Annotated in this window: 25 protein-coding genes; 8 read left to right on the top strand and 17 right to left on the bottom strand. The window is 73.3% G+C overall.

Going from position 1 to position 24286, the window contains the following annotated elements:
- The first annotated feature begins 50 nt into the window (after positions 1-50).
- Complete coding sequence (locus AB0O53_RS11580) at positions 51-779, top strand: class I SAM-dependent methyltransferase (protein WP_365194756.1); 729 nt, start codon at positions 51-53, stop codon at positions 777-779.
- Here AB0O53_RS11580 and AB0O53_RS11575 read toward each other — a convergent pair.
- Together AB0O53_RS11575 and AB0O53_RS11570 are read right to left on the bottom strand one after the other, a co-directional pair.
- Positions 766-1764, bottom strand: a complete 999-nt coding sequence (locus AB0O53_RS11575) for an acyl-CoA dehydrogenase family protein (RefSeq protein ID WP_365194754.1) — start codon at positions 1762-1764, stop codon at positions 766-768. The two genes, AB0O53_RS11580 and AB0O53_RS11575, sit on opposite strands and share 14 nt — an antisense overlap.
- A complete protein-coding gene (locus tag AB0O53_RS11570; protein WP_350996192.1) occupies positions 1764-2909 on the bottom strand; it encodes an acyl-CoA dehydrogenase family protein in 1146 nt (381 codons plus the stop codon). Before AB0O53_RS11570 ends, AB0O53_RS11575 begins: the two co-directional genes overlap by 1 nt.
- A gap of 88 nt (positions 2910-2997) precedes the next feature.
- On the opposite strand from AB0O53_RS11570, the gene AB0O53_RS11565 reads away from it, so the two are divergent.
- Genes AB0O53_RS11565 through AB0O53_RS11555 form a run of 3 tightly spaced genes read left to right on the top strand, consistent with a single transcriptional unit; the run spans position 2998 to position 5630 of the window.
- Positions 2998-3780, top strand: a complete 783-nt coding sequence (locus AB0O53_RS11565) for an SDR family oxidoreductase (protein ID WP_365194751.1) — start codon at positions 2998-3000, stop codon at positions 3778-3780.
- A 15-nt stretch (positions 3781-3795) separates the two neighbouring features.
- Complete coding sequence (locus AB0O53_RS11560; RefSeq protein WP_350996188.1) at positions 3796-4437, top strand: TetR/AcrR family transcriptional regulator; 642 nt, start codon at positions 3796-3798, stop codon at positions 4435-4437.
- 35 nt (positions 4438-4472) lie between these two features.
- Positions 4473-5630 (top strand): acetyl-CoA C-acetyltransferase, encoded by a 1158-nt coding sequence (locus AB0O53_RS11555; RefSeq protein ID WP_365194748.1) that lies wholly within the window; start codon positions 4473-4475, stop codon positions 5628-5630.
- 75 nt (positions 5631-5705) lie between these two features.
- Here the strand turns inward: AB0O53_RS11555 and AB0O53_RS11550 are convergent, their stop codons facing one another.
- Positions 5706-6344: an SIMPL domain-containing protein gene (locus AB0O53_RS11550; protein WP_350996182.1), complete on the bottom strand. Its 639-nt coding sequence runs from the start codon at positions 6342-6344 to the stop codon at positions 5706-5708.
- A 246-nt stretch (positions 6345-6590) separates the two neighbouring features.
- Between AB0O53_RS11550 and AB0O53_RS11545 the strand changes: the two genes are divergently transcribed.
- The gene (locus AB0O53_RS11545) at positions 6591-6794 is read left to right on the top strand and encodes a cold-shock protein (RefSeq protein WP_030028954.1); all 204 of its coding nucleotides are present in this window, start codon (positions 6591-6593) and stop codon (positions 6792-6794) included.
- Between the two features lie 101 nt (positions 6795-6895).
- Positions 6896-8584 (top strand): DEAD/DEAH box helicase, encoded by a 1689-nt coding sequence (locus AB0O53_RS11540; RefSeq protein WP_350996179.1) that lies wholly within the window; start codon positions 6896-6898, stop codon positions 8582-8584.
- 89 nt (positions 8585-8673) lie between these two features.
- On the opposite strand, the gene AB0O53_RS11535 is transcribed toward AB0O53_RS11540, so the two are convergent.
- The 5 genes from AB0O53_RS11535 to AB0O53_RS11515 are packed head-to-tail and all read right to left on the bottom strand — an operon-like array spanning position 8674 to position 13055.
- Positions 8674-9600 carry a tyrosine-protein phosphatase gene (locus tag AB0O53_RS11535; protein WP_365194743.1) on the bottom strand — a complete coding sequence of 309 codons (927 nt, stop codon included), beginning with the start codon at positions 9598-9600 and terminating at the stop codon, positions 8674-8676.
- A 30-nt stretch (positions 9601-9630) separates the two neighbouring features.
- The gene (locus AB0O53_RS11530; RefSeq protein ID WP_365194741.1) at positions 9631-10722 is read right to left on the bottom strand and encodes an NAD(P)H-dependent flavin oxidoreductase; all 1092 of its coding nucleotides are present in this window, start codon (positions 10720-10722) and stop codon (positions 9631-9633) included.
- Between the two features lie 4 nt (positions 10723-10726).
- Positions 10727-11461: a CoA-transferase subunit beta gene (locus tag AB0O53_RS11525; RefSeq protein ID WP_365194738.1), complete on the bottom strand. Its 735-nt coding sequence runs from the start codon at positions 11459-11461 to the stop codon at positions 10727-10729.
- Positions 11458-12309, bottom strand: a complete 852-nt coding sequence (locus tag AB0O53_RS11520; protein WP_350996167.1) for a CoA transferase subunit A — start codon at positions 12307-12309, stop codon at positions 11458-11460. Before AB0O53_RS11520 ends, AB0O53_RS11525 begins: the two co-directional genes overlap by 4 nt.
- On the bottom strand, positions 12306-13055 hold the full coding sequence (locus tag AB0O53_RS11515; RefSeq protein ID WP_350996164.1) for an enoyl-CoA hydratase family protein: 750 nt from the start codon (positions 13053-13055) through the stop codon (positions 12306-12308). The genes AB0O53_RS11520 and AB0O53_RS11515 overlap by 4 nt, the downstream gene beginning before the upstream one ends.
- A 56-nt stretch (positions 13056-13111) precedes the next feature.
- Between AB0O53_RS11515 and AB0O53_RS11510 the strand changes: the two genes are divergently transcribed.
- Together AB0O53_RS11510 and AB0O53_RS11505 are read left to right on the top strand one after the other, a co-directional pair.
- Complete coding sequence (locus tag AB0O53_RS11510) at positions 13112-13876, top strand: SDR family oxidoreductase (protein ID WP_350996161.1); 765 nt, start codon at positions 13112-13114, stop codon at positions 13874-13876.
- A gap of 1 nt (position 13877) precedes the next feature.
- Positions 13878-14801: an SDR family oxidoreductase gene (locus AB0O53_RS11505; RefSeq protein WP_365194735.1), complete on the top strand. Its 924-nt coding sequence runs from the start codon at positions 13878-13880 to the stop codon at positions 14799-14801.
- Positions 14802-14866: 65 nt separating this feature from the next.
- On the opposite strand, the gene AB0O53_RS11500 is transcribed toward AB0O53_RS11505, so the two are convergent.
- From AB0O53_RS11500 to AB0O53_RS11460, 9 genes are all read right to left on the bottom strand, one after another.
- On the bottom strand, positions 14867-15598 hold the full coding sequence (locus AB0O53_RS11500) for a TetR/AcrR family transcriptional regulator (protein ID WP_350996155.1): 732 nt from the start codon (positions 15596-15598) through the stop codon (positions 14867-14869).
- Between the two features lie 61 nt (positions 15599-15659).
- A complete protein-coding gene (locus tag AB0O53_RS11495) occupies positions 15660-17018 on the bottom strand; it encodes an amino acid permease (protein ID WP_365194732.1) in 1359 nt (452 codons plus the stop codon).
- Positions 17015-18664, bottom strand: coding sequence for an FAD-binding oxidoreductase (locus AB0O53_RS11490; RefSeq protein WP_365194729.1), 1650 nt, complete (start codon positions 18662-18664; stop codon positions 17015-17017). The genes AB0O53_RS11495 and AB0O53_RS11490 overlap by 4 nt, the downstream gene beginning before the upstream one ends.
- A gap of 137 nt (positions 18665-18801) precedes the next feature.
- Positions 18802-19548 carry an SDR family NAD(P)-dependent oxidoreductase gene (locus tag AB0O53_RS11485; RefSeq protein ID WP_350996149.1) on the bottom strand — a complete coding sequence of 249 codons (747 nt, stop codon included), beginning with the start codon at positions 19546-19548 and terminating at the stop codon, positions 18802-18804.
- Positions 19549-19610: 62 nt separating this feature from the next.
- Positions 19611-20807: an MFS transporter gene (locus AB0O53_RS11480; protein WP_350996146.1), complete on the bottom strand. Its 1197-nt coding sequence runs from the start codon at positions 20805-20807 to the stop codon at positions 19611-19613.
- Between the two features lie 132 nt (positions 20808-20939).
- On the bottom strand, positions 20940-21533 hold the full coding sequence (locus tag AB0O53_RS11475) for a TetR/AcrR family transcriptional regulator (protein ID WP_365194724.1): 594 nt from the start codon (positions 21531-21533) through the stop codon (positions 20940-20942).
- A gap of 61 nt (positions 21534-21594) precedes the next feature.
- Complete coding sequence (locus AB0O53_RS11470) at positions 21595-22101, bottom strand: cupin domain-containing protein (protein WP_365194721.1); 507 nt, start codon at positions 22099-22101, stop codon at positions 21595-21597.
- 3 nt (positions 22102-22104) lie between these two features.
- Positions 22105-23067, bottom strand: coding sequence for a methionyl-tRNA formyltransferase (locus tag AB0O53_RS11465; protein ID WP_350996138.1), 963 nt, complete (start codon positions 23065-23067; stop codon positions 22105-22107).
- A gap of 30 nt (positions 23068-23097) precedes the next feature.
- Entirely contained in the window at positions 23098-24276 is a 1179-nt protein-coding gene (locus AB0O53_RS11460) for an acyl-CoA dehydrogenase family protein (protein WP_350996135.1), read from the bottom strand.
- Positions 24277-24286: the final 10 nt, after the last annotated feature.

Genomic DNA, 24286 nt, shown 5'->3' with positions numbered 1-24286 from the left:
TGATACCTCGATCTTGTTGCCTGGTACGTGTGATCGAAAACAATGGACGCATGACGACACGTGCCCGTTCCTTCGATGCCGCAGCCGCTTCCTACGCCGCTCACCGGCCCGGCTACCCGCCGGCCCTCCTCGACGCCGTCGAGGAGCTCGCCGACCGCCCGCTCGCCGGGGCGCGCGTGGCCGACGTGGGCGCCGGCACCGGCATCGCCACCGCCCTGCTGCACGAGCGCGGCGCCGAGGTCGTCGCCGTGGAGCCCGGGGACGGGATGGCCGCGCAGCTGCGCCGGGCGCACCCCGCGATCCCGGTCGTGCGCGGCGACGGGGACCGGCTTCCGCTGGCCACCGGCGCGTTCGACCTGCTCACCTACGCCCAGGCCTGGCACTGGACCGACCCGGCCCGCTCCGTCCCCGAGGCCCGCCGCGTGCTGCGCCCGGGCGGTGCGCTGGCCATCTGGTGGAACGACGCGGACCTCACCGTGCCCTGGATCGCCGAGCAGGAGGAGCGGCTGGCGGACTTCTTCGGCGCGGCCAAGGGCAACGGCTTCCGTACGCTGCCCCGCGGGCTCGGCGGGTTCACCAGCCGGTCCGTGCGCTGGTCCCGGCGCATCCCGCTGGACGCGCACCTCGCCAACCTCGCCAGCCACTCCGCCTTCCTGATGCTGGGCGAGGCCGGCACCCGCGCCTACTTCGCCGCCGAACGGGAGCTGCTCGCCCCGCTCTTCCCCGACGGCACCGTCGAGGAGAGCTACGTCGTCAGCCTCCATGTCACCCGGGTGTGACCGACCGCAGGACCTCGGCCCGGCAGGCCGACGGCGTGCCCCAGGCGTCCCGCAGCGGGCGCGCCTTGCGCAGCCACAGCGACAGGTCCAGCTCCTCGGTGTAGCCGACCGCACCGTGGAGCTGGAGCGCCGTCATCGCCGCGCGGTACGCCGCCTCGCCGCACCGCAGCTTCGCGGCCGCCACGTCGCCCGGTGCCAGCGTCAGCGCCGCCGCCCACACCAGCGGGCGGGCGAACTCCAGGGCCAGCAGGGTGTCGGCCAGCCGGTGCTTGACCGCCTGGAAGGAGCCGATCGGCGTCCCGAACTGGGTGCGCTGCTTGACGTATCCGACCGTCCGCTCCAGCAGGGCCTCGCCGACGCCCAGGCACTGGGCCGCCGTCAGCAGCCGGGCCCAGCGCCCGGCCGCCCCGGCCGCGCGGGCCACCGCCGGGCCCGCCGCGAGGAGTTCGCCCCCGGCCACCGCGGGCCGGGACAGCCGCCGCGCCGGGTCCGTGGACCGCAGCGCTTCCCCCGGGGCCGGGTCCGGTGCGGCGAGCCGCAGTTCGCCCGCCGCCGACACGGTGAAGCAGTGCGCCGCCGCGTCCGCGTCCAGGGCGTAGGGACTTCCGCCCGGCAGCGTCAGCGTCGCCCAGGCCCGGCCCGCGACCAGGTCCGGCAGGAACCGCTTGGCGAGGGCCTCGTCCCCCAGCTCCGAAAGCAGCACCGACACCGCCGCGCTCTCCACCGCCGGCCCCGGCACGCCCGCCCGGCCCAGCTCCACGAAGCCCAGCGCCAGTTCCAGCGGCAGCAGGCCGGCCCCCTCGTACGCCTCGGGTGCGGCCAGCGCGAACAGGCCCGTCCCGGCGAGCCGCGACCGCAGCGCCAGCCCGGGCCCGTGATCGCCGTCCGCCCAGGCCCGTACCGCCGCCGGGACCTGCGCCGAGCCCAGCAGGGAGCGCAGCGTACGGGCGAAGTCCGACTGCTCGTCGGTCGGCAGGAAGCGCATCAGCGGCGGCCCTTCGGCAGGCCGAGCAGCCGCTCGGCGATGATGTCGCGCTGGATCTCGTTCGTTCCCGCGTAGATCGGCCCGGCCAGCGAGAAGACCCACGGCTCGGCCCACTCCCCGTCCGCGAGCTCGGCGTCGGCGCCCAGCAGGTCCAGCGCCGTCTCGTGCAGGGCGATGTCGTACTCCGACCAGAACACCTTGTTCAGACTGGACTCGGCGCCCACGGCCCCGCCCGCCGCGAAGCGGGAGGCGCCGGCCCAGGTGAACAGCTCGTAGGCGCGCGCCCCGACCACCGCGTCGGCCACCCGGTCGGCCAGCGCCGTGTCGGCGGGGTCCCCCTGGGCGCGCCACAGGGCGGCCAGCCGGTCCGCGGCCGCCAGGAACCGGCCGGGGGAGCGCAGGGTCAGCCCGCGCTCGTTGCCGGTGGTCGACATCGCGATCCGCCAGCCCTGCCCGGGCTCCCCGATCACGTCCTCGTCCGGTACGAAGACCTCGTCCAGGAAGAGTTCCGCGAAGGCCGGCTTACCGTCGAGGCGGCCGATGGGCCGCACCGTGACCCCGGGCGCCCGCAGGTCGAACATCAGGTACGTCAGCCCCTGGTGCGGTTTCGGGGCGTCCGGGTCGGTGCGGAAGATGCCGAAGGCCCGGTCGGCGAAGGCCGCCCGCGAGGACCAGGTCTTCTGCCCGGACAGCAGCCAGCCGCCCTCCGCGCGGACCGCGCGCGAGGTCAGCGAGGCCAGGTCGGAGCCCGCCTCCGGCTCCGACCAGGCCTGCGCCCAGACGACCTCTCCGCCCGCCATCGGCGGCAGCACGCGCGCCCGCTGCTCCGCCGTCGCGTGGTCGAAGAGCGTCGGTGCCAGCAGGCTGATGCCGTTCTGCGAGACCCGGCCGGGCGCGCCCGCCGCCCAGTACTCCTCCTCGAAGACCAGCCACTTCACGAGGTCGACGCCCCGGCCGCCGTACTCCTCGGGCCAGGACACCACCGCCCAGCGGTCGGCGTGCAGCAGGGCCTCCCACTCCCGGTGCGCGGCGAAGCCCTCCCGGGTCTCCAGCGAGGGCAGGGGGGAGGCGGGTACGTGGTCGGCCAGCCAGGCGCGCGCCTCGGCCCGGAAGGCCGCCACCTCCGCCGTCTGGGTCAGGTCCATCGGGTGCCCGCCTCCTCGAACGCCGTCACTTCCCTAACAAGTGTTTGGTAGGTTAACGTACGGCCATGAGCAGCGTCGAGGAGTTCGCATGAACGAGCCCCGGTACACCGCCGGCCACCACCTGCTGCAGGGCCGCACCGCCGTCATCACCGCCGCCGCGGGGGCCGGGATCGGCGGGGCCACCGCCCGCCGCTTCCTGGAGGAGGGCGCCCGCATCGTCATCGGCGACGCCCACGCCCGCCGGCTCAAGGAGACCGAGGACGCGCTCACGGCCGAGTTCGGAGCCGGCCGCGTCGCCTCCCTGCCCTGCGACGTCACCGACGAGGACCAGGTCCGCGCCCTCTTCGCGCTCGCCGAACAGGCCCACGGCCAGCTCGACATCGTCGTCAACAACGCCGGGCTCGGCGGCACCGCGGCCCTCGTCGACATGACCGACGAACAGTGGACCCGCGTCCTCGACGTCACCCTGAACGGCACCTTCCGCTGCACCCGCGCCGCACTGCGCTCCTTCAAGGCATCCGGCGGGGGCGGAGTCGTCGTCAACAACGCCTCCGTCGTCGGCTGGCGCGCCCAGACCGGCCAGGCCCACTACGCCGCCGCCAAGGCCGGGGTCATGGCGCTCACCCGCTGCGCGGCCCTGGAGGCCGCGGGGTTCGGCGTACGCGTCAACGCGGTCGCCCCGAGCCTGGCCATGCACCCGCACCTGGTGAAGGTCACCAGTGAGGAGCTCCTCGCCGAACTCACCGCCCGCGAGGCCTTCGGCCGGTACGCCGAGCCCTGGGAGGTCGCCAACGTCATCGTCTTCCTGGCCAGCGGCTACGCGTCGTACATGACCGGCGAGACGGTGTCCGTCAGCAGCCAGCGCGCCTAGCCCGACAATGGACGCGTGCCCACGAACAAGCCCGCGGCCCAGCCCGCAGCCAAGAAGAAGCCGCAGGTGACCCCCTCGCCCGAGCGGCGCCGCGAACTCCTCGACACCGCCGCCGAGGTCTTCGCCGCCCAGGGCTACAACGCCACCACCGTCCGCAAGATCGCCGACGCCGCCGGGATGCTCGCCGGCAGCCTCTACTACCACTTCGATTCCAAGGAATCGATGCTCGACGAGATCCTCTCGGCCTTCCTGACCGAGCTGTGGGACGGCTACGACGCCGTCCTCGCCGCCGGACTCGGCCCCAGGGAGACCATCGAGGCCCTCGTCACCGAGTCCTTCCGCGAGATCGACCGGCACCGCGCCGCCGTCGCGATCTACCAGAAGGAAGCCCGCACCCTCTCCGCCCAGCCCCGCTTCCACTACCTGTCCGACTCGCAAGTGAAGTTCGAGAAGGCCTGGCTGGGGACGCTGGAGCGGGGGGTCGCCGCCCAGGTCTTCCGGGCCGACCTCGACATCCGCCTCACCTACCGCTTCGTGCGCGACACGGTCTGGGTGGCGGCCTCCTGGTACCGGCCGGGCGGACAGCACAGCCCCGACGAGATCGCCCGCCAGTACCTGTCGATGGTCCTGGACGGGATCGCCCTGCGCCCCACCTGACCGGTCCGACCGGTCCGACCGTCCGAGGAGTCCCGATGCCCGAGGCCTACATAGTCGACGCCGTGCGCACCCCCGTGGGGCGGCGCGGAGGCGGTCTGTCCGCCGTCCACCCGGCCGACCTCGGCGCACACGTCCTGAGGGAACTCGTCGCACGCTCCGGGGTGGACCCGGCGGCCGTGGAGGACGTGGTCTTCGGCTGCCTCGACACGGTCGGCCCGCAGGCCGGGGACATCGCCCGCACCGCATGGCTCGCCGCCGGCCTGCCCGAGGAGGTCCCCGGGGTCACCGTCGACCGCCAGTGCGGCTCCTCCCAGCAGGCGGTGCACTTCGCCGCGCAGGGAGTGCTCTCCGGCACCCAGGACCTGGTGGTCGCCGGCGGCACCCAGAACATGTCGATGATCCCGATCGCCTTCGCCTCACGGCAGGCCGCCGAACCCCTGGGCCTCACCGAGGGCCCCTACGCGGGCTCCGCGGGCTGGCGCGCCCGGTACGGCGACGCCCCCGTCAACCAGTTCCACGGCGCCCAGTTGATCGCCCGGAAGTGGGGGATCTCGCGCCGCGACATGGAGGAGTACGCGCTCACCTCCCACCGGCGGGCCGTGCGCGCCGCCGACGAGGGCCGCTTCGACCGCGAGATCGCGCCCTACGGGGCCGTCGCCGCGGACGAGGGGCCGCGCCGGGACACCACCGCGGAGAAGATGGCGGCGCTGAAGCCCGTCGTCGAGGGCGGCACCATCACCGCCGCCGTCTCCTCCCAGGTCTCCGACGGCGCGGCGGCCATGCTGCTCGCCTCCGAGCGGGCCGTCCGCGAACACGGCCTGCGGCCCCGGGCCCGCATCCACCACCTCTCGGTGCGCGGCGAGGACCCCATCCGCATGCTGTCCGCACCCATCCCGGCGACGGCGTACGCCCTGAAGAAGACCGGCATGTCACTGGCCGACATCGACCTGGTGGAGATCAACGAGGCCTTCGCCCCGGTCGTGCTGGCCTGGCTGAAGGAGACCGGCGCCGACCCGGAACGCGTCAACGTCAACGGCGGCGCCATCGCCCTGGGCCACCCGCTCGGCGCGACCGGGGTCAGGCTGATGACCACCCTCCTGCACGAGCTGGAACGCACCGGCGGCCGGTTCGGCCTCCAGACCATGTGCGAGGGCGGCGGCCAGGCCAACGTGACGATCATCGAACGCCTCTGAGGGGTGTCCGGCGCGTCCCGGCGGGGCCCGGCGCGTCCCGGCGGGGCCGGCGGTCCGCCGCCCCCGCCGCGGCGGTCAGGAGGAGACCAGGGCGAAACCGAGGAGGACCGCGGCGTCGACGCGGACCGAGCCCGGGGCGAGGGTGCCGTCGTGCTCGTGGTCCGCGCCGCCGACGCTGTGGCCGTGGCCGCCGCCGAACTCCGGGTTCACGTCCTCGATGTGGATCACCGCTCCCAGCTCGACCCCGCAGGCCTCCGCGTAGACCTCGGCCTTGCGCCGGGCGGCCGCCACCGCGCGCTGCCGCGCCTCGTCGCGCATCGCGGGCTTGTCCAGGACCTCGAAGCGCACGTCGTCGACGCGGTTCGCGCCGGCCGCGACGGCGTCCTCGATCAGCAGCTCGATCCGGTCGAGCGCCTCCGTCTGCACCGTGTACCGCGCCTCGCAGCTGTAGCCGAGGAAGGCGCGGTCCGCGCCGTACCCGCTGTGCTGCGAGGTCAGCCGCAGCCGCGAGCCGGAGACGTCCGCGTCCGGTATGCCGTGGTCCCGCAGGGTCTGCCGCAGCCGGGCGACGGCCGCCCCCGCCTCCGCGAAGGCCACCTTCGGCGTCGGGGCCATGAGGTCGACCGCAAGGTCCACGAAGGCGAGACGGGGTTCGGCGGACACGCTGCCCGCACCGAGCACACTGAGCCCCCAGGGCTCTCTGATCGCTGCCATCCGATGATCAAACCAGCTGGGGGAGCCCGCCACCAGGCACTTCCGAGCCCCGGCCGGTAGCACGCGGGGCGCAGTTCACACCCGCCCGTCCACACCTCGGGACCAGGATGTGCTAGCTTAGGCAGCGTTGCAGTTGTGGTACCCATGAACTTTATGTGCGCCTGACGGGAATGTTCCTCAGGCGCTTTTATTGTTTTTCCCGGGATCTCCGGATGGGGCCCTTGCCGCCTATTCAGGAGATTCAAAATGGCACTTGGCACCGTGAAGTGGTTCAACTCGGAAAAGGGCTTCGGCTTCATCGAGCAGGACGGTGGCGGTCCGGACGTGTTCGCCCACTACTCGAACATCGCCACCCAGGGCTTCCGTGAGCTCACCGAGGGCCAGCGCGTGTCCTTCGACGTGACGCAGGGCCAGAAGGGCCCCCAGGCGGAGAACATCATCCCCGCCTAATTTCTTCAGCATGCCGGGGTCCGCACCGCGAGGTGCGGGCCCCGGCTTGTCTGCTGTCTCGACCTTTGTTCTACCTGCCGGTTTCAGGAGGGCTTTCTCGCATGACCAGCTCCAGCTCCGCACGTCCCAGCCGCCGCCCCACCCGGGGACGAGGAGCGGCCCAGGGGCGTCCGAAGGCTGGCGCGGGACGGCAGAAGTCCGCCCCGCCCGCACCCCGGCCGCAGGAATTCACCATGCCCGAGCCGACCGTCCCGGCGCTGCCGCCGGTCGCCGCGTTCGAGGACATGGACATGCCCGAGGCGCTGCTGAAGACCCTCGCCGCCCAGGGCGTCACCGAGCCGTTCCCCATCCAGGCCGCGACCCTGCCGAACTCCCTCGCCGGCCGCGACCTGCTCGGCCGCGGCCGCACCGGCTCCGGCAAGACCCTCGCCTTCGGCCTGGCGCTGCTGGCCCGTACCGCCGGCCGCCGCGCGGAGCCGAAGGCGCCGCTCGCGATGGTCCTCGTACCGACCCGCGAGCTCGCGCAGCAGGTCACCGACTCCCTGGCTCCGTACGCCACGGCCGTCAACCTGCGCATCGCCACCGTCGTCGGCGGCATGTCGATCAACCGGCAGTCGGGCGCCCTGCGCCGCGGCGCCGAGGTGCTCGTCGCCACCCCCGGCCGTCTGAAGGACCTCATCGACCGCGGTGACGCGGACCTCTCGCAGGTGTCGATCACCGTCCTCGACGAGGCCGACCAGATGACCGACATGGGCTTCATGCCGCAGGTCACCGCGCTGCTCAAGCAGGTCCGGCCCGAGGGCCAGACCATGCTCTTCTCGGCGACCCTCGACAAGAACATCGACAAGCTCGTCAAGATGTTCCTGTCCGACCCGGTCGGCCACTCCGTCGACCCGTCGGCCGGCGCGGTCACCACCATGGAGCACCACGTCCTGTACGTCATGGACGAGACCGACAAGAAGGCCGTGGCGACGCGCATAGCCGCCCGCGACGGCCGGGTGATCATGTTCGTGGACACCAAGCGCGGCGTGGACCGCATGGTCAAGAAGCTCCTGGCGGACGGCGTACGCGCCTCCGGCCTGCACGGCGGCCGCTCCCAGCCGCAGCGCAACCGCACCCTGGACTGGTTCAAGACGGGCGAGGTCACCGCGCTGATCGCCACCAACGTGGCGGCCCGCGGCATCCACATCGACGACCTCGACCTCGTCGTCAACGTGGACCCGCCCACCGACCACAAGGACTACCTGCACCGCGGTGGCCGCACCGCGCGCGCCGGCGAGTCCGGCAGCGTGGTCACGCTGGTGCTGCCCGACCAGAAGCGGGACATGACCCGGCTGATGTCGGACGCCGGGATCTCCCCGCGCACCGCGCAGATCAAGTCCTCCGACGAGGAGCTGGCCCGGCTGACCGGCGCCAAGGAGCCCTCGGGCATCCCGGTGGTGCTGGAAGTGCCGCAGCAGCCCGCGCCGAAGGCGCGCAGCGGCTCCGGTTCGGGCTCCGGCTCGCGCCGCCGCTCGGGCGGCCCGCGCACCGGATCCGCCACCGGCGGCGCCCCGGCGGCCGGCGGCCGCAGCCGCCGTTCCGGCGGCGGCTCCGGTTCCGGCCAGGCCCCGGCGGCCTCCGGCGCGGGCCAGGCCCGCCGCGGCGGCCAGGGCGGCGGTCAGGGCGGCTCCGGCGGCTCCGGCGAGCGCGGCCGGCGCGGCACGGGCGGCTCCGGCGGCGGCGCCGCCGCGGCCTCCGCGCGCAGCCGGGTCGGCACCGGCGGCCAGGGCCGCCGCCGCGCCGTCTGATCCGCTCCCCGCGACGGACGACGACCGACGTACGACGACCGGTATACGACGACGGGCAGTGCTTCGCGCACTGCCCGTCGTCGTGTCCGCTACCGGACCAGCCGGCTCTGCAGCTTCGCCAGCGTCCGCAGGTCCAGGCCGAGGCCCTCGGTCAGGTAGCCGTAGAAGCTGCCGTAGTCGGCCTCCATCTGCGCCGTCGCCGAGTCCAGGTAGTCCTGGCGGACCTCCTGGAGCGGGATCAGCAGGTCCGGGTTCTGCATCCGGCCCGACTGCTTCAGACCCGCCCGCACCTTGGCGTCGTAGGCGGCGCGGAAGGTGTTCGACGCCAGGTAGTCGCGCTCGGCGGTGCCCTCGGGGACGGCGAGGGCGCGCAGCAGCACGTAACTCATCCAGCCCGTCCGGTCCTTGCCGGACGTGCAGTGGTACAGGACCGGGCCCTGCCGGCCGTCCGCGAGCTCCCGCAGCGTCGCCGCGAACTGCGCCCGGTTCTCGGGGCTCGTCACGAACGTGCGGTAGATGTCGCGCATGTAGGCCTCGGCGCGCCCGCCGCCGAGCATCTGCTCCTGCGTGACGGGGTCGCCGCTGCCGATGGCCCCGACGAGGGTCGCATAGAGGCCGAGGTCGCTGACCGGGCGGGCGGTGGCGGACAGTCCTGCGGGCAGCCGGTCGGCGCCGTCGTACTGGACCTCCATAGGGATGCGGAAGTCGATGACCTTCGTGAGGCCGAGACCGGAGACGGTGGTGACGTCGGCATCGGTCAGCTTGCCCAGTGCGTCGGACCGGTAGACCAGGCCCTGGCGGACCTGGCCGCCGGTCCAGGTGCGGTAGCCGCCGAGGTCGCGGACGTTGACGGCGCCCTGGAGAGTGATCTGGCGGATCGTTTCAGCCTGCTGGTGGTGCCGGGCAGCGACCCCGGCTGCGGGCGCCGCCGACGCGTACGCGGCGGTCGGTGAGGCGGCGAGGGCGAAGGCGGCGACGGCCGCCGCGGCCACTCTGCGGATTCTGACACGGCTCATGGGAGCGACTCCTGTGACGGAGAAGGGGGATCACCCTGGTGGTGGCAGGGCGTCGAGCGGGTGCGGTCCGTGCGACCCGTGGAGACGGTCCAGCACGGAGTGGGCCTCGGCCATGACGCGGGAGACGAGCTCCGCACAGGACGGAAGATCGTCGATCACCCCCGCGACCTGGCCCGATGCCATGACGCCGAGGTCCGTGCGGCCCTCGACCATGGACGCCTTGAGGAGCATGGGAGTGTTCGCGGCCAGCAGGACCTGGCTCCAGGACAGGTCCTTGCCGTGCTTCATCGCCAGGCCGTCGCGGACCATCTGCGGCCAGCTCAGGCCGGTCAGCTTGCGCAGGCCCGCCGCGTGCCGGACCGCCCGGACCAGCGCCCGGGCCCGGCCGGCCCGCTCCAGGGACTCGACCAGCTCCGTACGGAGCATGCGGTGCGGGAGCCCGTCGACGGCCGTGGTGACGGTGACGTCCCGGACCGTCGCCCTCAGGTACTCGGCCTTCACCGCGTCCGGGACGGTCGAGTCCGAGGTCAGCAGGAACCGCGTGCCCATCGCGATGCCCGCCGCCCCGTACGCCAGGGCCGCGACCAGACCGCGGCCGTCGCCGAAGCCGCCCGCCGCGACCACCGGGATGTCCACGGCGTCCACGACCTGCGGCAGCAGGACGGTGGTGGCCACGTCCCCGGTGTGCCCGCCGCCCTCGCCGCCCTGCACGATCACCGCGTCGGCGCCCCAGGCCGCCACCTTCTCGGCGTGCCGCCGGGCTCCGATCGATGGGATGACGACCACGCCCGCGTCCTTCAGCCGGCCGATCAGCTCCTCGGACGGCGCGAGTGCGAAGGAGGCGACCCGCACCCCCTCGTCGATGATCAGCCGGACGCGTTCGGGTGCGTCCCCGGCGTCGGCGCGCAGGTTGACGCCGAAGGGGGTGCCCTCCGGGACGCGGGACCTGACCTCGCGGACCGCCGAGCGCAGCTGCTCCGTGGTCATCGTCGCCGAGGCCAGGATGCCGAGGGCGCCGGCGTTCGCCGCGGCCGACACCAGGCGGGGGCCGGCGACCCAGCCCATGCCCGTCTGCACGATGGGGTGCCGGACCCCGACCAGCTTCGTGAACGCCGTCTCCACCGGATCAGCCCCGCACTTCCCGGTCGCGCAGACCCTTCGGATCGATGACCTCGCGGATCAGCCGCAGTTCGGGCCCGGTCGGCTCCCGCGTGTACGGGACCTCGTCGGGCAGCGCCAGCTCGAAACCGGTCGCCGCCCGGACCTGCTCGACGGTGACCCCGGGGTGCAGGGAGGCCAGCCGCATCGTGCGGCCGGGGCCGGCGAAGTCGAAGACGCCCAGGTCGCTGACGACCCGCGGCAGCCGGTGGAAGCGGGTCACCCCGGCCTCGGCGGCCCGGTCGTGGCCGACGCCGCAGACCATGTCGACGCGCTCGACGAACACCCGCGTCGAATGCCGGGGGATCCAGTAACTCACCGGATTGTTCAGGGTGTTCACGGGAGCGCCGCGCACACCGAGCAGCTGGCGGTCGGGCCGCTCCCAGTCGCCGATGCAGGAGATGTTCTGGTTGCCGAACCGGTCGATCTGGCTCGCGCCCATCATCACGTGCCGCCGGCCGCCGGTGACCATGGTCAGGTGGCGCCGGTACGGGAGCCAGCCCTCGGGCGTGCCGTCGAGCCCGACGAGCAGGGCCTCCCCGTCCGTGAGCAGCAGGTCGGGGGAGAAGGTCCGCTTCGCCAGCCGGGCCCCGAAGGAGGGGATCAGGCCCATCGGGCTGGCGAGTACCTCGCCGTCGCCCCGCCAGGCCTCGGCGCAGGCGATCACGCAGTACTCGGCGCGGGTGGCGGTCGTCGTGGTCACTGCTGCTCCTCCTGCCAGGCCCGGACGGCCTGCTGGTAGTCGTGCTCGCCCGCCCCGGACAGGAAGCGGGCCGAGAACTCGGGCCAGGGCGTGCTCGCGTAGAGCTTCTGGAAGGCCTCGTCGCGGCCGTAGTCGGGCGCGCAGGAGGTGAAGTGCGCGCCGTTCGGGGTCTCCACCACCCCGGTGACGCAGTGCCGGCTGATCAGCAGGGACTGCGGCGGCCCGCCCTTGGCGAGCTCGGCGGTCTCGACGAGCTGTTCGCAGGAGACGTAGGCGGCGTCGGCGGCCTCGCAGAACAGGTCGTCGAAGTACGGGTCCGGGCCCAGGTACTGGGCGTTGCCGAGGCGGTCGGCGCGGTTGAGGTGGACCAGGGCGGCGTCCAGGCGCAGGGCGGGCACGGCGACGAGCTCCTCGCCGTCGGCGTAGGGCGAGGTCACGGTGCGCAGCTCCGGGTTGACCCGCATCACGTCGGAGCCGAGGCCGGCCCGGACCGGCAGGAAGGGCAGCCGGTTGGCGGCGGCGTGCAGGCCCCACATGAACATGGCCTCGTCGTACTCGGTGAGCGCGAAGGCGGCCCGTTCGCGGGCGGCCCGGTAGTGGGGCTCCAGGGGGACGGAGTCGAGGGTGACGAAGGGGGCGACGAGCCGGCGGATCCGGCCGGCGGCCGCCAGCAGGCCGACGTCCGGGCCGCCGTACGCGACCACGGTGAGATCGGTGATCTCGGACCGGAGTAGGGCTCTGACCAGGGCCATGGGCTTGCGCCGGGACCCCCAGCCGCCGATCCCGAGGGTCATTCCGCTGCGCAGCCGCCCGACCACCTCATCGACGGTCATGGACTTGTCGCTCATGCGCGCTCTTCCTTCCCGAAGGTGTCGCGGACCCGGTCGGCCACCCCGCTGAGGTTGGCCTCGAAGGTGAAGCCCTGTTCGAAGCGGTAGCTGCGGCGCACGTCCACGGGGTCGATGCCGTTGATGGCCGCCTTCGCCAGCCGGATCAGGTAGCCGTCCTTCCGTGCGATCTCGGCGGCCAGCTCCAGCGCGGCGCCGCGCAGTGCCCCGGGCGCGACCACCTTCCAGACCGAGCCGTGGGCGTGCAGTTCGGCGGCGGTCGCGGTGCGCGAGGTGTAGTACAGGGCGCGCATCAGGTGCTGGGGGACCAGCCGGGCCAGGTGGGTGGCGGCGCCGAGCGCGCCCCGGTCGAGCTCGGGCAGGCCGAAGACGGCGTCGTCGGAGGCGACGATCGCGTCGGCGTTGCCGACCAGGCCGATCCCGCCGCCCAGGCAGAAGCCGTTCACGGCGGCGACCACCGGCACCTCGCACTCGTAGACGGCGGCGAAGGCCTCGTAGCAGCCCCGGTTGGCGCCGATCAGGGCCGCGTGGCCGGTGTCGCGCTGCATCTCCTTGATGTCGACGCCGGCGTTGAAGCCGCGGCCGTCGGCGGCGAGGACGACGCAGCGGACCTCGGGGTCGCGGCCCGCGGCCCGCAGGGCGTCGGCGAGGTCGTACCAGCCCTGCACGGGCAGCGCGTTGACGGGCGGGAAGTCGACCGTGACCAGTGCGACGCCCTTGTCCGGGGCGGAGGTGGAGACACCCATGAGAGGATCAGCTACCTTTCCACCAAACATTTGTTAGGTGAGGAAGGTAGCAGCCGATGGAGCTCGACGGGAGGGTTGTCGTCGTCACCGGTGGAACCAGGGGCGTCGGGGCCGGGATCGCCCGATCCTTCCTCGCGGCCGGCGCGGAGGTCGCCGTCTGCGCCCGGCGGCCCCCGGACCAACCGGTGGCGGCGGGCGGCCGCGAGGCGTCCTTCACCCCGCTCGACCTGCGCGACCCGGGCGCCGTACGGGAGTTCCTCGACGCGGTCGCCGACCGGTACGGGCGACTGGACTGCCTGGTCAACAACGCCGGCGGGACCCCGTACCGGCTCCTCGGGGAGGGCGACGCCGAGCGCCACGCACGGGTCGTCGAGCTCAACCTGGTCGCCCCGATGACGGCCTCACTCGCGGCCCGCCCCTGGCTCGCGCGGACCCGGGGCTCGGTGGTGATGATCGGCAGCGTCAGCGGGACCCGCCCCTCGCCGGGGACGGCGGCGTACGGGGCGGCCAAGGCGGGCCTGGAGAACCTGGCCCGCTCGATGGCCGTCGAGTGGGCACCCGAGGTACGGGTGAACACCCTGGTCCTCGGCATGGTGCGGACCGAACTCGCGCACCTGCACTACGGGGACGAGGCCGGGATCGAAGCCGTCGGGGCGACCGTCCCGCTGGGACGGCTCGCCGAGCCGGCCGACGTGGGGGACGCGGCGGTCTTCCTCGCCTCCGACCGGGCGCGGTACGTGAGCGGGGCCAGCCTGCTGCTGCACGGTGGCGGGGAGCGCCCGGCGTTCCTGGATGCGGCAACTGTCAACAAGGAGAGCTGAGATGGCGGGACTGTGCGAGGGCCGGGTCGTGATCGTGACGGGCGCGGGGCGGGGGCTGGGCCGGGCCCACGCGCTGGCCTTCGCCGCCGAGGGGGCGAAGGTCGTCGTCAACGACCTGGGCGTGGGCCTGGACGGGCTGCCCGGGCCGGACGGCCCGGCGGCGCAGGTGGTCCGGGAGATCGAGCAGCTCGGTGGCGAGGCGGTCGCGCACGGCGGGGACATCGCGACCCCGCAGGGAGCGGACTCCCTGGTGGAGGCGGCCCTCGACGCCTTCGGGCGCCTCGACACCCTCGTCAACAACGCCGGATTCCTGCGGGACCGGATGCTGGTGAACCTGGGTGAGGACGACTGGGACGCCGTCATGCAGGTCCACCTGAAGGGGCACTTCCTGCCGCTGCGGGCCGCCGCCGCGTGGTGGCGGGCCGAGGCGAAGGCGGGCCGCCCGGTGGCCGCCCGCGTCGTCAACACCTCCTCCGGGGCAGGGCTGCTGGGCTCCGTCGGCCAGGGCAACTACAGCGCCGCCAAGGCGGGCATCCTCGGCCTCACGCTGGTCGCGGCCGCCGAGATGGGCCGGTACGGGGTCCAGGTCAACGCGATCGCCCCGGCCGCGCGGACCCGCATGACGGAACGGACCTTCGCGCAGACCATGGCCGCCCCCGAGGACGGCGGCTTCGACGCGATGGCCCCCGAGAACGTGTCACCGCTCGTGGTCTGGCTCGGCGCGGACGCCTCGGCCGGGGTCACCGGCCGGGTCTTCGAGACCGAGGGCGGCCGGATCACGGTCATGGAGGGCTGGCGGCCGGGCCCCACCGCGGACCGCGGAGCCCGGCGCACCCCCGCGGAGGCCGGCGAGACCGCGCTCAAACTCCTCGCCGCGGCCGAACCCCCGCTCCCGGCCTACGGATCCGGCCCGGCCCAGGGGTGAGACCGGCCGAGGGCTGAGGCCGGCCCAGGGGTGAGACCGGCCGATCGGCGCAGGCCGGCCCGGCGTTACTTCGCGGACACGGCCCCGGCCGTGTCCGCGGACGGCTTCTCCAGGCCCAGCATCTCCAGGGCCGAGTCCATCTCCGCCTGGAACAGCACCCGCGGGTTCGCGTCCGGGCCGAACTGGCGGTAGACCTCCAGCGCGACGGGGCCGTACATCCGGCCCCACACGCGCAGCGACGCCAGCAGCGCCTGCGGCGGGAGGTGGGGGAAGCACTCGCGGGCGAGCGCGGCCAGGGAGGGGACGAAGTCGGCCCACTCCGCCTCGGCCCGCTTGAGCTGCTCGGGCGCCTGCGGCCAGGCGGCGTCCACGAGACCGAGGAGGATCATGCAACATCGGCGGGCGGCCGCCACCACGATGTCGGCCGTCGGGGCGTAACCCGGGGAGCTGTCCCCGTAGGTCAGGCGGAACTCCGCCGGGTGGGTGCGGGCCCACTCGCGGAAGGTGCCCGCGACCGCGAGCAGCCGGGCCGCGGTCGCGTCCTCGGGCAGCGCGTCCCGGGCCGCCTCCTGCTGGTCGGCCAGCCGGTTGTAGGTGTCCGCGGCCAGCGTGGCGAGGAGGTCGTCCCGGGTGTCGAAGTAGCCGTACAGGGCCGCCGCCGTCATGCCCATCTCGCGCGCGATGCCGCGCAGGGTGATCCCCGCGACGTCACCGGCGGCGAGCAGGCCGAGCGCGACCTCCTTGATCTGCGCGGTGGTCTCGATCCGAAGGCGTTCGCGGCGGGACAGGGTCTGCATGGGGGGCTCCTCCTCAGGGACAGGGCGAGAGTGTCGCACCCCCCGTACAAACACCGTTTACTTACCTTACCGTGTTGACGAACCGCAACTCGCCGGTCCTCCTCCGCCGGCCGCGCGTCAGGACGCACGCCACCAGCACCACCCCCAGACTGCCCAGGCTCATCAGCAGTTGGGGCCGCGTCTGCGCGGAGAACAGCATGGAGCACAGCACCGCCGACAGCGCCAGCACCACCAGCAGCGTCAGGTACGGGAACCCCCACATCCGGAAGGTCAGCCTCTCGGGCTCGGCGCGCTCGGTGCGGATCCGCAGCACGAACTGCGAGAGGGCGATCCCCAGATACATGATGACCAGCACCGCACCGGTCGAGTTGAGCAGGAAGGGGAAGGTCCGCCCCGGGCTCACCGCCTGCGCCACGACCGCCCCGCAGCCCACCACGGTGCCGAGCAGCACCGCCCGCCGCGGCGCGGCCGCCCACCCCGGCGCGTCCCCGTGCCCGGCCAGCGTGTGCAGCATGCGCGAGGAGGCGTACAGCGTCGAGCCCAGTACGGACATCAGCGCGGTCAGGATCACCGCGCTCATCGCCGACGCCGCGAAGGGCACGCCGATCCGGTCCAGCGCCGTCACGTACGGGCTCTGTCCGCCGGAGATCTCCGGCCAGGGCACGATCGCGACCACCAGCAGCACCGACCCGAGGAAGAACACCAGGATCCGCCAGACGATCTGACGGGTGGCCCGCGCGACGGCCCGGCCCGGATCGGGGCACTCGGCGGCCGCGACCGCCACGATCTCCGTCCCGCCGAAGGCGAAGACGACACCGACGGTGGCGGTGAGGACCGCGCCGAACCCGTGCGGGGCGAACCCCCCGTGCGCCGTGAGGTTCCCCAGCGCCGGACCGGACGGCCCGCCGCCCAGCAGGTACGCGCCGCCCAGGACCAGGAACGCGAGGATCGCCCCGATCTTGACGACCGCGAACCAGAACTCCGCGGTCCCGAAGGACCGGCTGGAGCGCAGGTTCACCGCGGTCAGCGCCCCCAGCAGCACCAGGCTGCACGTCCACGCCGGGACCTGCGGCAGCCACCCGTGCACGATCTGGCCGCCCGCGATCGCCTCGATGGCCACGATCGCGACGAAGGCGTACCAGTAGAGCCAGCCGACCGTGAAGCCCGCCCAGTCGCCGAAGGCGAGCCGGGCGTAGTCGGCGAAGGAGCCCGCCATCGGCCGGGCCGCGACCATCTCGCCGAGCATCCGCATGACCAGCAGCACCAGCAGCCCCGCCAGCGCGTAGCTGACCAGGGCGGCCGGACCGGCCGCGCGGACGGTCTCGGCCGAGCCGACGAAGAGTCCGGTGCCGACCGCGCCGCCCATGGCCATCATGGTCAGGTGGCGTCCGCGGAACGTCTGCCCGCCGCCGTCCGTCACGGCGCGACCGAGAGCTTGTGCCGCAGGACGTCGTGCGGGTCGTAGGCGCGCTTGACCGCCCGCAGCCGCTCGTAGTTGCCCTTGTAGAACAGCTCGTGCCAGGGGACGCCGGAGGTGTTGACCGCCGGGTCCGCCAGGTCGGTGTCGGGGTAGTTGATGTAGCAGCCGTCGGTCACCCCGCCGGTGACCGGGACGCCGCGGGTCTCGGCGTGGACGTCGGCGTAGAAGGCCCGCAGCCGGGCCGTCTCCTTCGCGTCGTCCTTCGCGTCCGACCAGATCACCTGGTAGAGGACCTTGAAGACGGAGTCGCGCTGGGCGGCCGCCGTGTCCTGCTCCCGGTGGGCGTTGATGGCGCCGCCGAAGGAGAGCAGGACCATCGAGGTGTCGGGGTTGTCCGTCCGCGACAGGTGCCGGTACGCGGCCTTCAGCTGGTGGTCGGTGAAGTTCCGGCGGTGGTAGGCGGACTTCAGGCCGACGCGGGCCAGCGGGTTGGCCCACACCGGGTTGGGCGAGCCGACCATCCGGGCGGCGTCCAGCCAGGGCAGTTCGCGGGGCGTGAGGAGGTTCGGCATGGCGGCCAGTTCACCGCTGGGGCGCTCCACGGCGCGCGGGGTCAGGCCGGTGCCGCGCAGCAGGGCGGCGAGGTAGCCGTCGAGGCTCTCGCGGGAGGAGGACTGCGCGTAGTGGGTCAGGGAGCCGAAGCTGCGGGCGTTGGCGTTGAAGAGGGTGGACAGGTGCCGGCCCGGCGAGTCGGGGCCGGAGTGGTGCTCGTGCCAGTCGCCGTAGTTCTTCAGCAGCCGGACGAAGCGCTCCTCGGTGAGGCCGGCCCACGGCAGGTCGATGGCCGAGGCGTGCAGCCGGGCCGGCGGGGCGGGCAACTGGCGCTCCGGAGCGGCGTGTTCGGTGCCGGGCGTGCGGAACCAGTAGCGGGTGACGAGGCCGAAGTTGCCTCCGCCGCCACCGGTGTGGGCCCACCACAGCTCGCGGTGCGGGTCGCCGGGCTCGCGGGTGGCGACGACCGTGCGGGGGCGGCCGCCGGAGCCGGGGACGACCACCTCGACGGCGTACAGGTGGTCGACGACCAGGCCGAAGTCGCGGGAGAGCAGGCCGTAGCCGCCGCCGCTGATGTGGCCGCCGGCGCCGACGGAATGGCAGACGCCGCCCGGCAGGGTCACCCCCCACCCCTTGTAGAGGGCCTCGTAGACGGCCATCAGGTGGGCGCCGGGCTCGACGTGGAAGGCGCGGCGCCGCTCGTCGTAGCCGACCGCGGTCATCTCGGAGAAGTCGAGGAGGACCTCGACCTCGGGGTTGCAGGTGAAGTCGGCGAGGCAGTGGCCGCCGGAGCGGACGGAGATCCGCTTGCGCCCCCGGATCGCCTCGCGCAGCGCGTCCTCGGCGTCGCGGGCCGAGCGGATCATCTTGACGTACTCGGGGCGGGCCACGTGGCGCCGGTTGATCCCCGTCTGCAGGGACGGGTAGCGGGGGTCGGCCGGCAGGATCTTCGGGCCGGCCGGGCCGGGTGTGCCGGCCGGGCCGCGTGCCGGAGCGGCGGCGGCGTCGGTGGCGGTGAGCGGGCCGGCCATCCCCGCGCCGGCGGCGGCGACGGCGGAGGCGGCGAGGAATCCGCGGCGGTCCAGATGCGGCATGACAGGTTCCCTTGCGTGGCGCGAGTGCGTTACGTGGTGGGGGGACTGTGTGGTGGTGGGGGAGGGGGCCGGGCCCCGGAGCGGAGCAGGGGGCTCGATGCGTCTCCGGGACCCGGCGTCGCGGGGGCGGCGCGCCGTCAGGCGTTGGCGCCGCCGTCGACGGTCAGGGTGGTGCCCGTGACGAACGAGGCCTCGTCGCTCGCCAGGTAGAGGACCGCGCTCGCGATCTCCTCGGCGCGGCCGTAGCGCCCGAAGATGTTGAGGCCGCGCTGGAAGTCGGCGGACGGGCCGTCGGCCGGGTTCATGTCGGTGTCGATCGAGCCCGGCGCCACCTGGTTGACGGTGATGGCGCGCTCGCCCAGGTCGCGGGCGAGACCCACGGTCAGGCCGTGGACGGCCGCCTTCGACATGGCGTACGGGGTGAAGCCCGGGGCGGGCACCTGCGTGGCGAGGCAGGAGCCGATGTTGACGATGCGGCCGCCGTCGGGCATGGACCGGGAGACGGCCTGGGCGGTGAGGAAGGCGCCGCGGACGTTGATGTCCAGGGTCCGGTCGAGGGTGGCGAGCGGGACCTCGTCGAGCGGCGGGCAGGTCATGTCCGCGTACCCGGCGTTGTTGACGAGGATCCGCACCGGGCCCAGTTCGCGTACGACGCGGTCCACGGCCGCGGTCACGGCCTCCGCGTCGGCGGCGTCCGCCTCGACGGTCACGGCGCGCCGGCCCAGCGCCCGTACCTGGCCGGCGACCTCCTCGGCCTGTTCCTTGTTCGAGCGGTAGGTGATCGCTACGTCGGCGCCGTGGGCGGCGAGCGTACGGGCGATCTCGGCGCCGATGCCGCGGGAGCCGCCGGTCACCAGGGCCACGCCGTGGAGAGTGGTCGTCACAATGATTCCTTTTCTGTGTGCGGGAGTCGGGTGGAGTCGGGTGGTCCGGAAGGGTGCCGGACTCAGGCCGCGGCGGGCTGCCGCTCGGGGGCGGCACCGGCGGAGCCGCCGGTGCCGCCCTTCGTGCGCCGCAGGTCCGGGAGGAGGGTGAACAGGCCGAGGAAGGCCATGACCACGCCCAGGACGAGCGGGGCCCGCAGGCCGTAGGCGTTGATGCCGACACCGCCGAGCCAGGAGCCGATGACGATGCCGAGAGTGATGAAGGACGAGTGCACGGTGTTGACCAGCGGGCGGGCGTTCGCGGTGCGCTGGACCCGGGTGATCATGCAGGGGTTCATCGTGACGCCGACCAGGCCGATGCCCATCATGAAGATCAGCGCGGGCGCGGTGACCTCGGCGAAGAGGGCGAAGCCGGCGAGGAAGACCATGTTGAGGCCGAGCCCGACGAGCTGGGTCACGATGGTGTGCTTGTCGGCGAAGCGGCCCACGATGTTGTTGCCGACGACGGTCGCGGCCCCGTAGGCCACCAGGAGCCAGGGCACCGCGCCCTCGCTGAAGCCCGTGAGCTCGGTGAGGATCGGGGTGAAGTAGCTGAACGCGGAGAAGGTGGCGCCGATGATCAGCGTGGAGGTGGAGAACACCAGCCACAGCCGTGGGTTCTTGAAGGCGCGCATCTCCTCCTTGACGGAGGGGCCGCCCCCAGCCTCGGCGCCGGTCACCGACGGCACGCCGAAGACCGTGGCCACGGCGGCGACGACGGTCAGGGCGGAGATCGCCCAGAACGCGGCCCGCCAGCCCAGCTGACCGCCCACGAAGGTGGAGATGGGCAGGCCGAGCAGGGTGCCGAGCATCAGGCCGTTCATGGCGGCGCCGATCGCCTTGCCGCGCATCTCTGGCTTGGTGATCTCGGCGACGACCGAGAGCGACACGCCGAAGAAGGCGGAGGAGGCGACACCGGTGATGACGCGGCCGACGGCCATCGTCACGTAGTCGGTGGACAGGGCGGCCAGGACGTTGCCGCCGAGGAAGACGGCGAAGAGGACCATCAGGGCGCTCTTGTGCGGGAGCTTCAGCACGGCGGTGGCCAGGAACGGCCCGCCGAGGGCCATCGCGACGGCGAACGCCGTGATGAGGTAGCCGACTTGGGGGATGGTGGCCCCGAGTCCCTCGGAGATCTGGGGCATCAGGCCGGCCACCACGAATTCGCTGGTGACCATGGCGAAGATGCCGAGGGCGAGGACGTACACGGCCTTGGGCACGGCCGACACAACCTTTCGGTATATAAACGATCGTTCCAGAATGCGGGCAGGCTCAACCCAGGTGCGGAGCAGGCCAATTGGGCTTCGGTCAGGTGGGCGTCAGGCGGACGTCAGGTGGTGGTCGGGTGGCGGTCAGGCGGTGCGGGACAGGCCCGCCAGGGCCTGGTCGACGACCTGGGCCAGGTAGTCCCGGTCCGCCGTCCGCTCCATCACGCGCAGCCCCTGGGTGAGGGTGACGAGGAAGCGGGCGGTGGACCGTACGTCGGTACCGGGCGCCAGCTCGCCGGCGGTCCGGGCCCGCAGCAGGAGGTAGGCGAAGGCCTCCTCCAGCGAGCCCAGCGCGCCGCCGAGCCGCTCGGCCGCCTTCTCGTCCCCCGGCAGCCGCTCCAGCACGCCGTGCGTGACCATGCACCCGCCGCGCAGCGGGTCGGCCAGCGCGGAGTCGACGTACGAGAGGAGGAAGGCCCGCAGGACCGGCAGGGCGGGGCCGGCGTCGGACCCGGTGAGGTTCTCCCGGGCCCGGTCCGCCTCGACGGCGCAGTACAGGTCCAGCGCCTTGAGGTAGAGGTCGTGCTTGGAGCCGTAGGCGGAGTACATGCTGGAGCGGTTGATGCCCAGCGCGTCCACCAGGTCCTGGATCGAGGTGGCCTCGTACCCCTGGCGGCGGAAGAGTTCCATCGCCGCCACCAGGGCGGTCTGCGGGTCGAACTCCTTGGGCCTGGCCATGGGCACGAGGCTACCCCATTTCCAACCGGTCGTTTCAGAAAGGCGGTTCGGCAGTCCGCGCTCAGTCGAAACTGGCCGGAATCACACCGTGGCGCGCCCCCACCTCGGCCACCCCCGGCGGGTCCTCCACCGGCACCGGCACGCCCGCGACGGGCTCCGTACCGGCCTCCAGGAAGAAGTTCTCCACACCCCCCGGAGTGAAGATGAGCAGCAGCTTCGCGTGGTGCAGCGAGTGGTTGTGGAACTGGTGCGCCGTGTCGCGCGGCACGAACACGAAGTCACCGGTGCCCGCCTCGTAGGTGTTCTCGCCGACCCGGATGGTCAACCGGCCGTCCAGGACGTAGAACGCCTCGTCCTCGTCGGCGTGCCGGTGCGGGGGAGGACCGCCACCGGGCGGGACGGAGGCCTCCAGCACGGCGATCGACCCACCGGTCTCCGCCGCGCCCGCCTTCACGCTGTAGACGTCACCGGACAGCCAGGTGGCCTTCCCGCCGCCGGCCGGCACGTGCAGCACCCGCCGCACCTGCGTCGGCACCTCGGCCTGCTGTGTCGCTTCGAACAAGGACATCGCTCACCCCACCGTCGTCGCTTCGCCGAGGAGCGCGAGGGCCGGGTCGTCCACGGCCACCTCGCGTCCACCGCATTCCACCGTGACCAGCCGCAGCCAGTCGCCGTCCGCACAGGCCACGTACAGCCCGCCGCCGTCGCGCACCAGCGTGCCGGGCGGCCGTTCGCCGAGCGCCGGGCGCTCCTCCTCGCCGTACGCCGCCGACAGCAGCCGGATGCGCTGCCCGCCGGGCGCGGTGAACCAGGCCCCGGGGCTGCGGTACGCGGCCCGGACGTGGCGTTCCACGACGGCGGCCGGCAGGGAGAAGTCCAGCCGGTAGTGCTCGTCCCGCGGCCGCCCGTAGTAGGAGCGGCGGGACGCGTCCTGGGGCGTGCGCTCCAGGGTGTCCTCCACCAGGTGCGGGATCAGGTCGAGGAGCATCAGGACGTTGGCCCGCTCCTGCATGGTGCGCAGCTCCAGGCCGGTCTCGCGGCCCGAGAGCGGGATGTGGTGCTGCATCAGCAGGTCGCCGTCGTCGAGCTTGCGGCCCATCTCGATCGCGGACACCGCGCCGGCCGAGGCGCCCTCGCGGACCATCCAGTAGAACGGCGCGAGCCCGGCGAACTCGGGCAGCGGCGAGGGGTGGAAGTTGACGGCGGTGCGCCGCGGCAGGTCCAGCAGCGGGGCCTTCAGCAGCTGCTGGAAGTTGCCGACGAGGAAGTGGTCGGCCTCCAGGGCGGCCAGGGCCTCCACGGCGTCGGGGTCGTTGACCGAGCGCGGGCGCAGGACCCGCACGCCCAGGGCGCGCGCCTGGTCGGCGACGTCGACGGCCTCCTCGTCGTCGGTGAAGTACGAGCACAGCTTCCCGGGCGGAGAGGTGACCACGGCGGCCAGTTCCACGTTCGGGTGGCCGTGCAGGATGCTCAGGAACGGTGATCCGAGTTTGGAGTTGACTTCGGTGAACAGCACAACACGTATGGAATCCATGACGGTTGGACGCTTCTCTCGCTTGTGTCTCTAGAAGAAGGGGGAGGTGGACGTGCCGCCCAGCAGGACGTTCCCGGTCAGCTGCAGGACCGAGTCCTGCGCGACGGCGTGCTGGCACATCGTGTTGGCGTCGCGCAGCCAGCGGTCCAGCGGGTTCGGCTTGTAGACGGACGACCCGCCGACGAGGTCGAAGAGCTCGTGGACGATGGACCGGGCCGTCCGGAAGGCGTGGCGCCGGGCGATCGCGGTGGCCACCCGGGCGTCGTCGCTGAGCGCGTCGCCCGAGGAGAGCGCGTCCCACTGCACCTGGAGCGTGCTGAACACCCCGGCGCGCGCGGCGATCAGCTCGCCCTCCAGGCGGGCGATCGTCGACTGGATCCGGTAGTCGTCCCGCCACGGGGTGCCGGTCTCGCGGTCGGTGCGCTGCGCGGCCAGTTCCCGTACGTGGTCCAGCGCGGCGCGTGCCATGCCGAGCGGGATGCCGGGCATCTTGCGCAGGATGGCGTCCGGGGTGGCGTGCAGCGGGCCGGTGCGCCGGGGGTCGGAGAAGGAGAAGGACCGCTCCTCGGGCACGAACAGGTCGGTGCAGGAGTAGTCCTGCGAGCCGGAGCCGGCCAGGCCGGTGGTGTGCCAGGTGTCGTGGAACGCGTACGCGCCGGGCCGGGCGATCATCACCCGCCAGTGCCGCGGGGCGCCCGTGACCGGGTCGGCCTCCGGCCGGCCGTCCTCGTCGAAGACGTGCACGCCGGCGCCGAGCCAGTCGCAGTGCGAGGAGCCGGAGCCGAACTTCCACCGGCCGGTGACGCGGAAGCCGCCGGGGACCCGGACGGCCCTGCCCTGCGGGTAGATCCAGCCGGAGTTGGCCAGGTCGAGGGTCGGCCACATCCTGCGGGCCACCTCGTCGTCGAGGTAGCCGGAGTAGATGCCGGAGTCCATGCCGATCATCGCGCACCAGCCGACGGAGACGTCGCCGGCGGAGAGGATCTCCAGGAGTTCGGCCTGCTGCATCGAGGTCAGCTCCGGACCGCCCCACGTCTTGGGCATGGCGGCACGGAACACCCCGGCGCCGCGGAGCAGCTCCACGACGTCCTCGGGCAGCCGCCGCTCGGCCTCGATGCGTGCGGAGTTCTCCCGCAGGACCGGTACGAGCTCGCGGGCGCGGTCCAGGATCGCCTCGGCGGTGTCGGGTACGTACGGCGTCGTCGTCATCACGTTCTCA

The sequence above is a fragment of the Streptomyces erythrochromogenes genome (assembly GCF_040684695.1).
Taxonomy (GTDB): domain Bacteria; phylum Actinomycetota; class Actinomycetes; order Streptomycetales; family Streptomycetaceae; genus Streptomyces; species Streptomyces erythrochromogenes_C.
This window is presented reverse-complemented; position numbering and strand designations above follow the sequence as displayed.

Bases quoted from the DNA above. Each gene is read 5' to 3' on its own strand.
- AB0O53_RS11580 (WP_365194756.1), top strand. From the start codon at position 51: ATGACGACACGTGCCCGTTCCTTCGATGCCGCAGCCGCTTCCTACGCC.
- AB0O53_RS11575 (WP_365194754.1), bottom strand. From the start codon at position 1,764: ATGCGCTTCCTGCCGACCGACGAGCAGTCGGACTTCGCCCGTACGCTG.
- AB0O53_RS11570 (WP_350996192.1), bottom strand. From the start codon at position 2,909: ATGGACCTGACCCAGACGGCGGAGGTGGCGGCCTTCCGGGCCGAGGCG.
- AB0O53_RS11565 (WP_365194751.1), top strand. From the start codon at position 2,998: ATGAACGAGCCCCGGTACACCGCCGGCCACCACCTGCTGCAGGGCCGC.
- AB0O53_RS11555 (WP_365194748.1), top strand. From the start codon at position 4,473: ATGCCCGAGGCCTACATAGTCGACGCCGTGCGCACCCCCGTGGGGCGG.
- AB0O53_RS11550 (WP_350996182.1), bottom strand. From the start codon at position 6,344: ATGGCAGCGATCAGAGAGCCCTGGGGGCTCAGTGTGCTCGGTGCGGGC.
- AB0O53_RS11545 (WP_030028954.1), top strand. From the start codon at position 6,591: ATGGCACTTGGCACCGTGAAGTGGTTCAACTCGGAAAAGGGCTTCGGC.
- AB0O53_RS11540 (WP_350996179.1), top strand. From the start codon at position 6,896: ATGACCAGCTCCAGCTCCGCACGTCCCAGCCGCCGCCCCACCCGGGGA.
- AB0O53_RS11535 (WP_365194743.1), bottom strand. From the start codon at position 9,600: ATGAGCCGTGTCAGAATCCGCAGAGTGGCCGCGGCGGCCGTCGCCGCC.
- AB0O53_RS11520 (WP_350996167.1), bottom strand. From the start codon at position 12,309: ATGAGCGACAAGTCCATGACCGTCGATGAGGTGGTCGGGCGGCTGCGC.
- AB0O53_RS11515 (WP_350996164.1), bottom strand. From the start codon at position 13,055: ATGGGTGTCTCCACCTCCGCCCCGGACAAGGGCGTCGCACTGGTCACG.
- AB0O53_RS11510 (WP_350996161.1), top strand. From the start codon at position 13,112: ATGGAGCTCGACGGGAGGGTTGTCGTCGTCACCGGTGGAACCAGGGGC.
- AB0O53_RS11505 (WP_365194735.1), top strand. From the start codon at position 13,878: ATGGCGGGACTGTGCGAGGGCCGGGTCGTGATCGTGACGGGCGCGGGG.
- AB0O53_RS11500 (WP_350996155.1), bottom strand. From the start codon at position 15,598: ATGCAGACCCTGTCCCGCCGCGAACGCCTTCGGATCGAGACCACCGCG.
- AB0O53_RS11490 (WP_365194729.1), bottom strand. From the start codon at position 18,664: ATGCCGCATCTGGACCGCCGCGGATTCCTCGCCGCCTCCGCCGTCGCC.
- AB0O53_RS11475 (WP_365194724.1), bottom strand. From the start codon at position 21,533: ATGGCCAGGCCCAAGGAGTTCGACCCGCAGACCGCCCTGGTGGCGGCG.
- AB0O53_RS11470 (WP_365194721.1), bottom strand. From the start codon at position 22,101: ATGTCCTTGTTCGAAGCGACACAGCAGGCCGAGGTGCCGACGCAGGTG.
- AB0O53_RS11465 (WP_350996138.1), bottom strand. From the start codon at position 23,067: ATGGATTCCATACGTGTTGTGCTGTTCACCGAAGTCAACTCCAAACTC.
- AB0O53_RS11460 (WP_350996135.1), bottom strand. From the start codon at position 24,276: ATGACGACGACGCCGTACGTACCCGACACCGCCGAGGCGATCCTGGAC.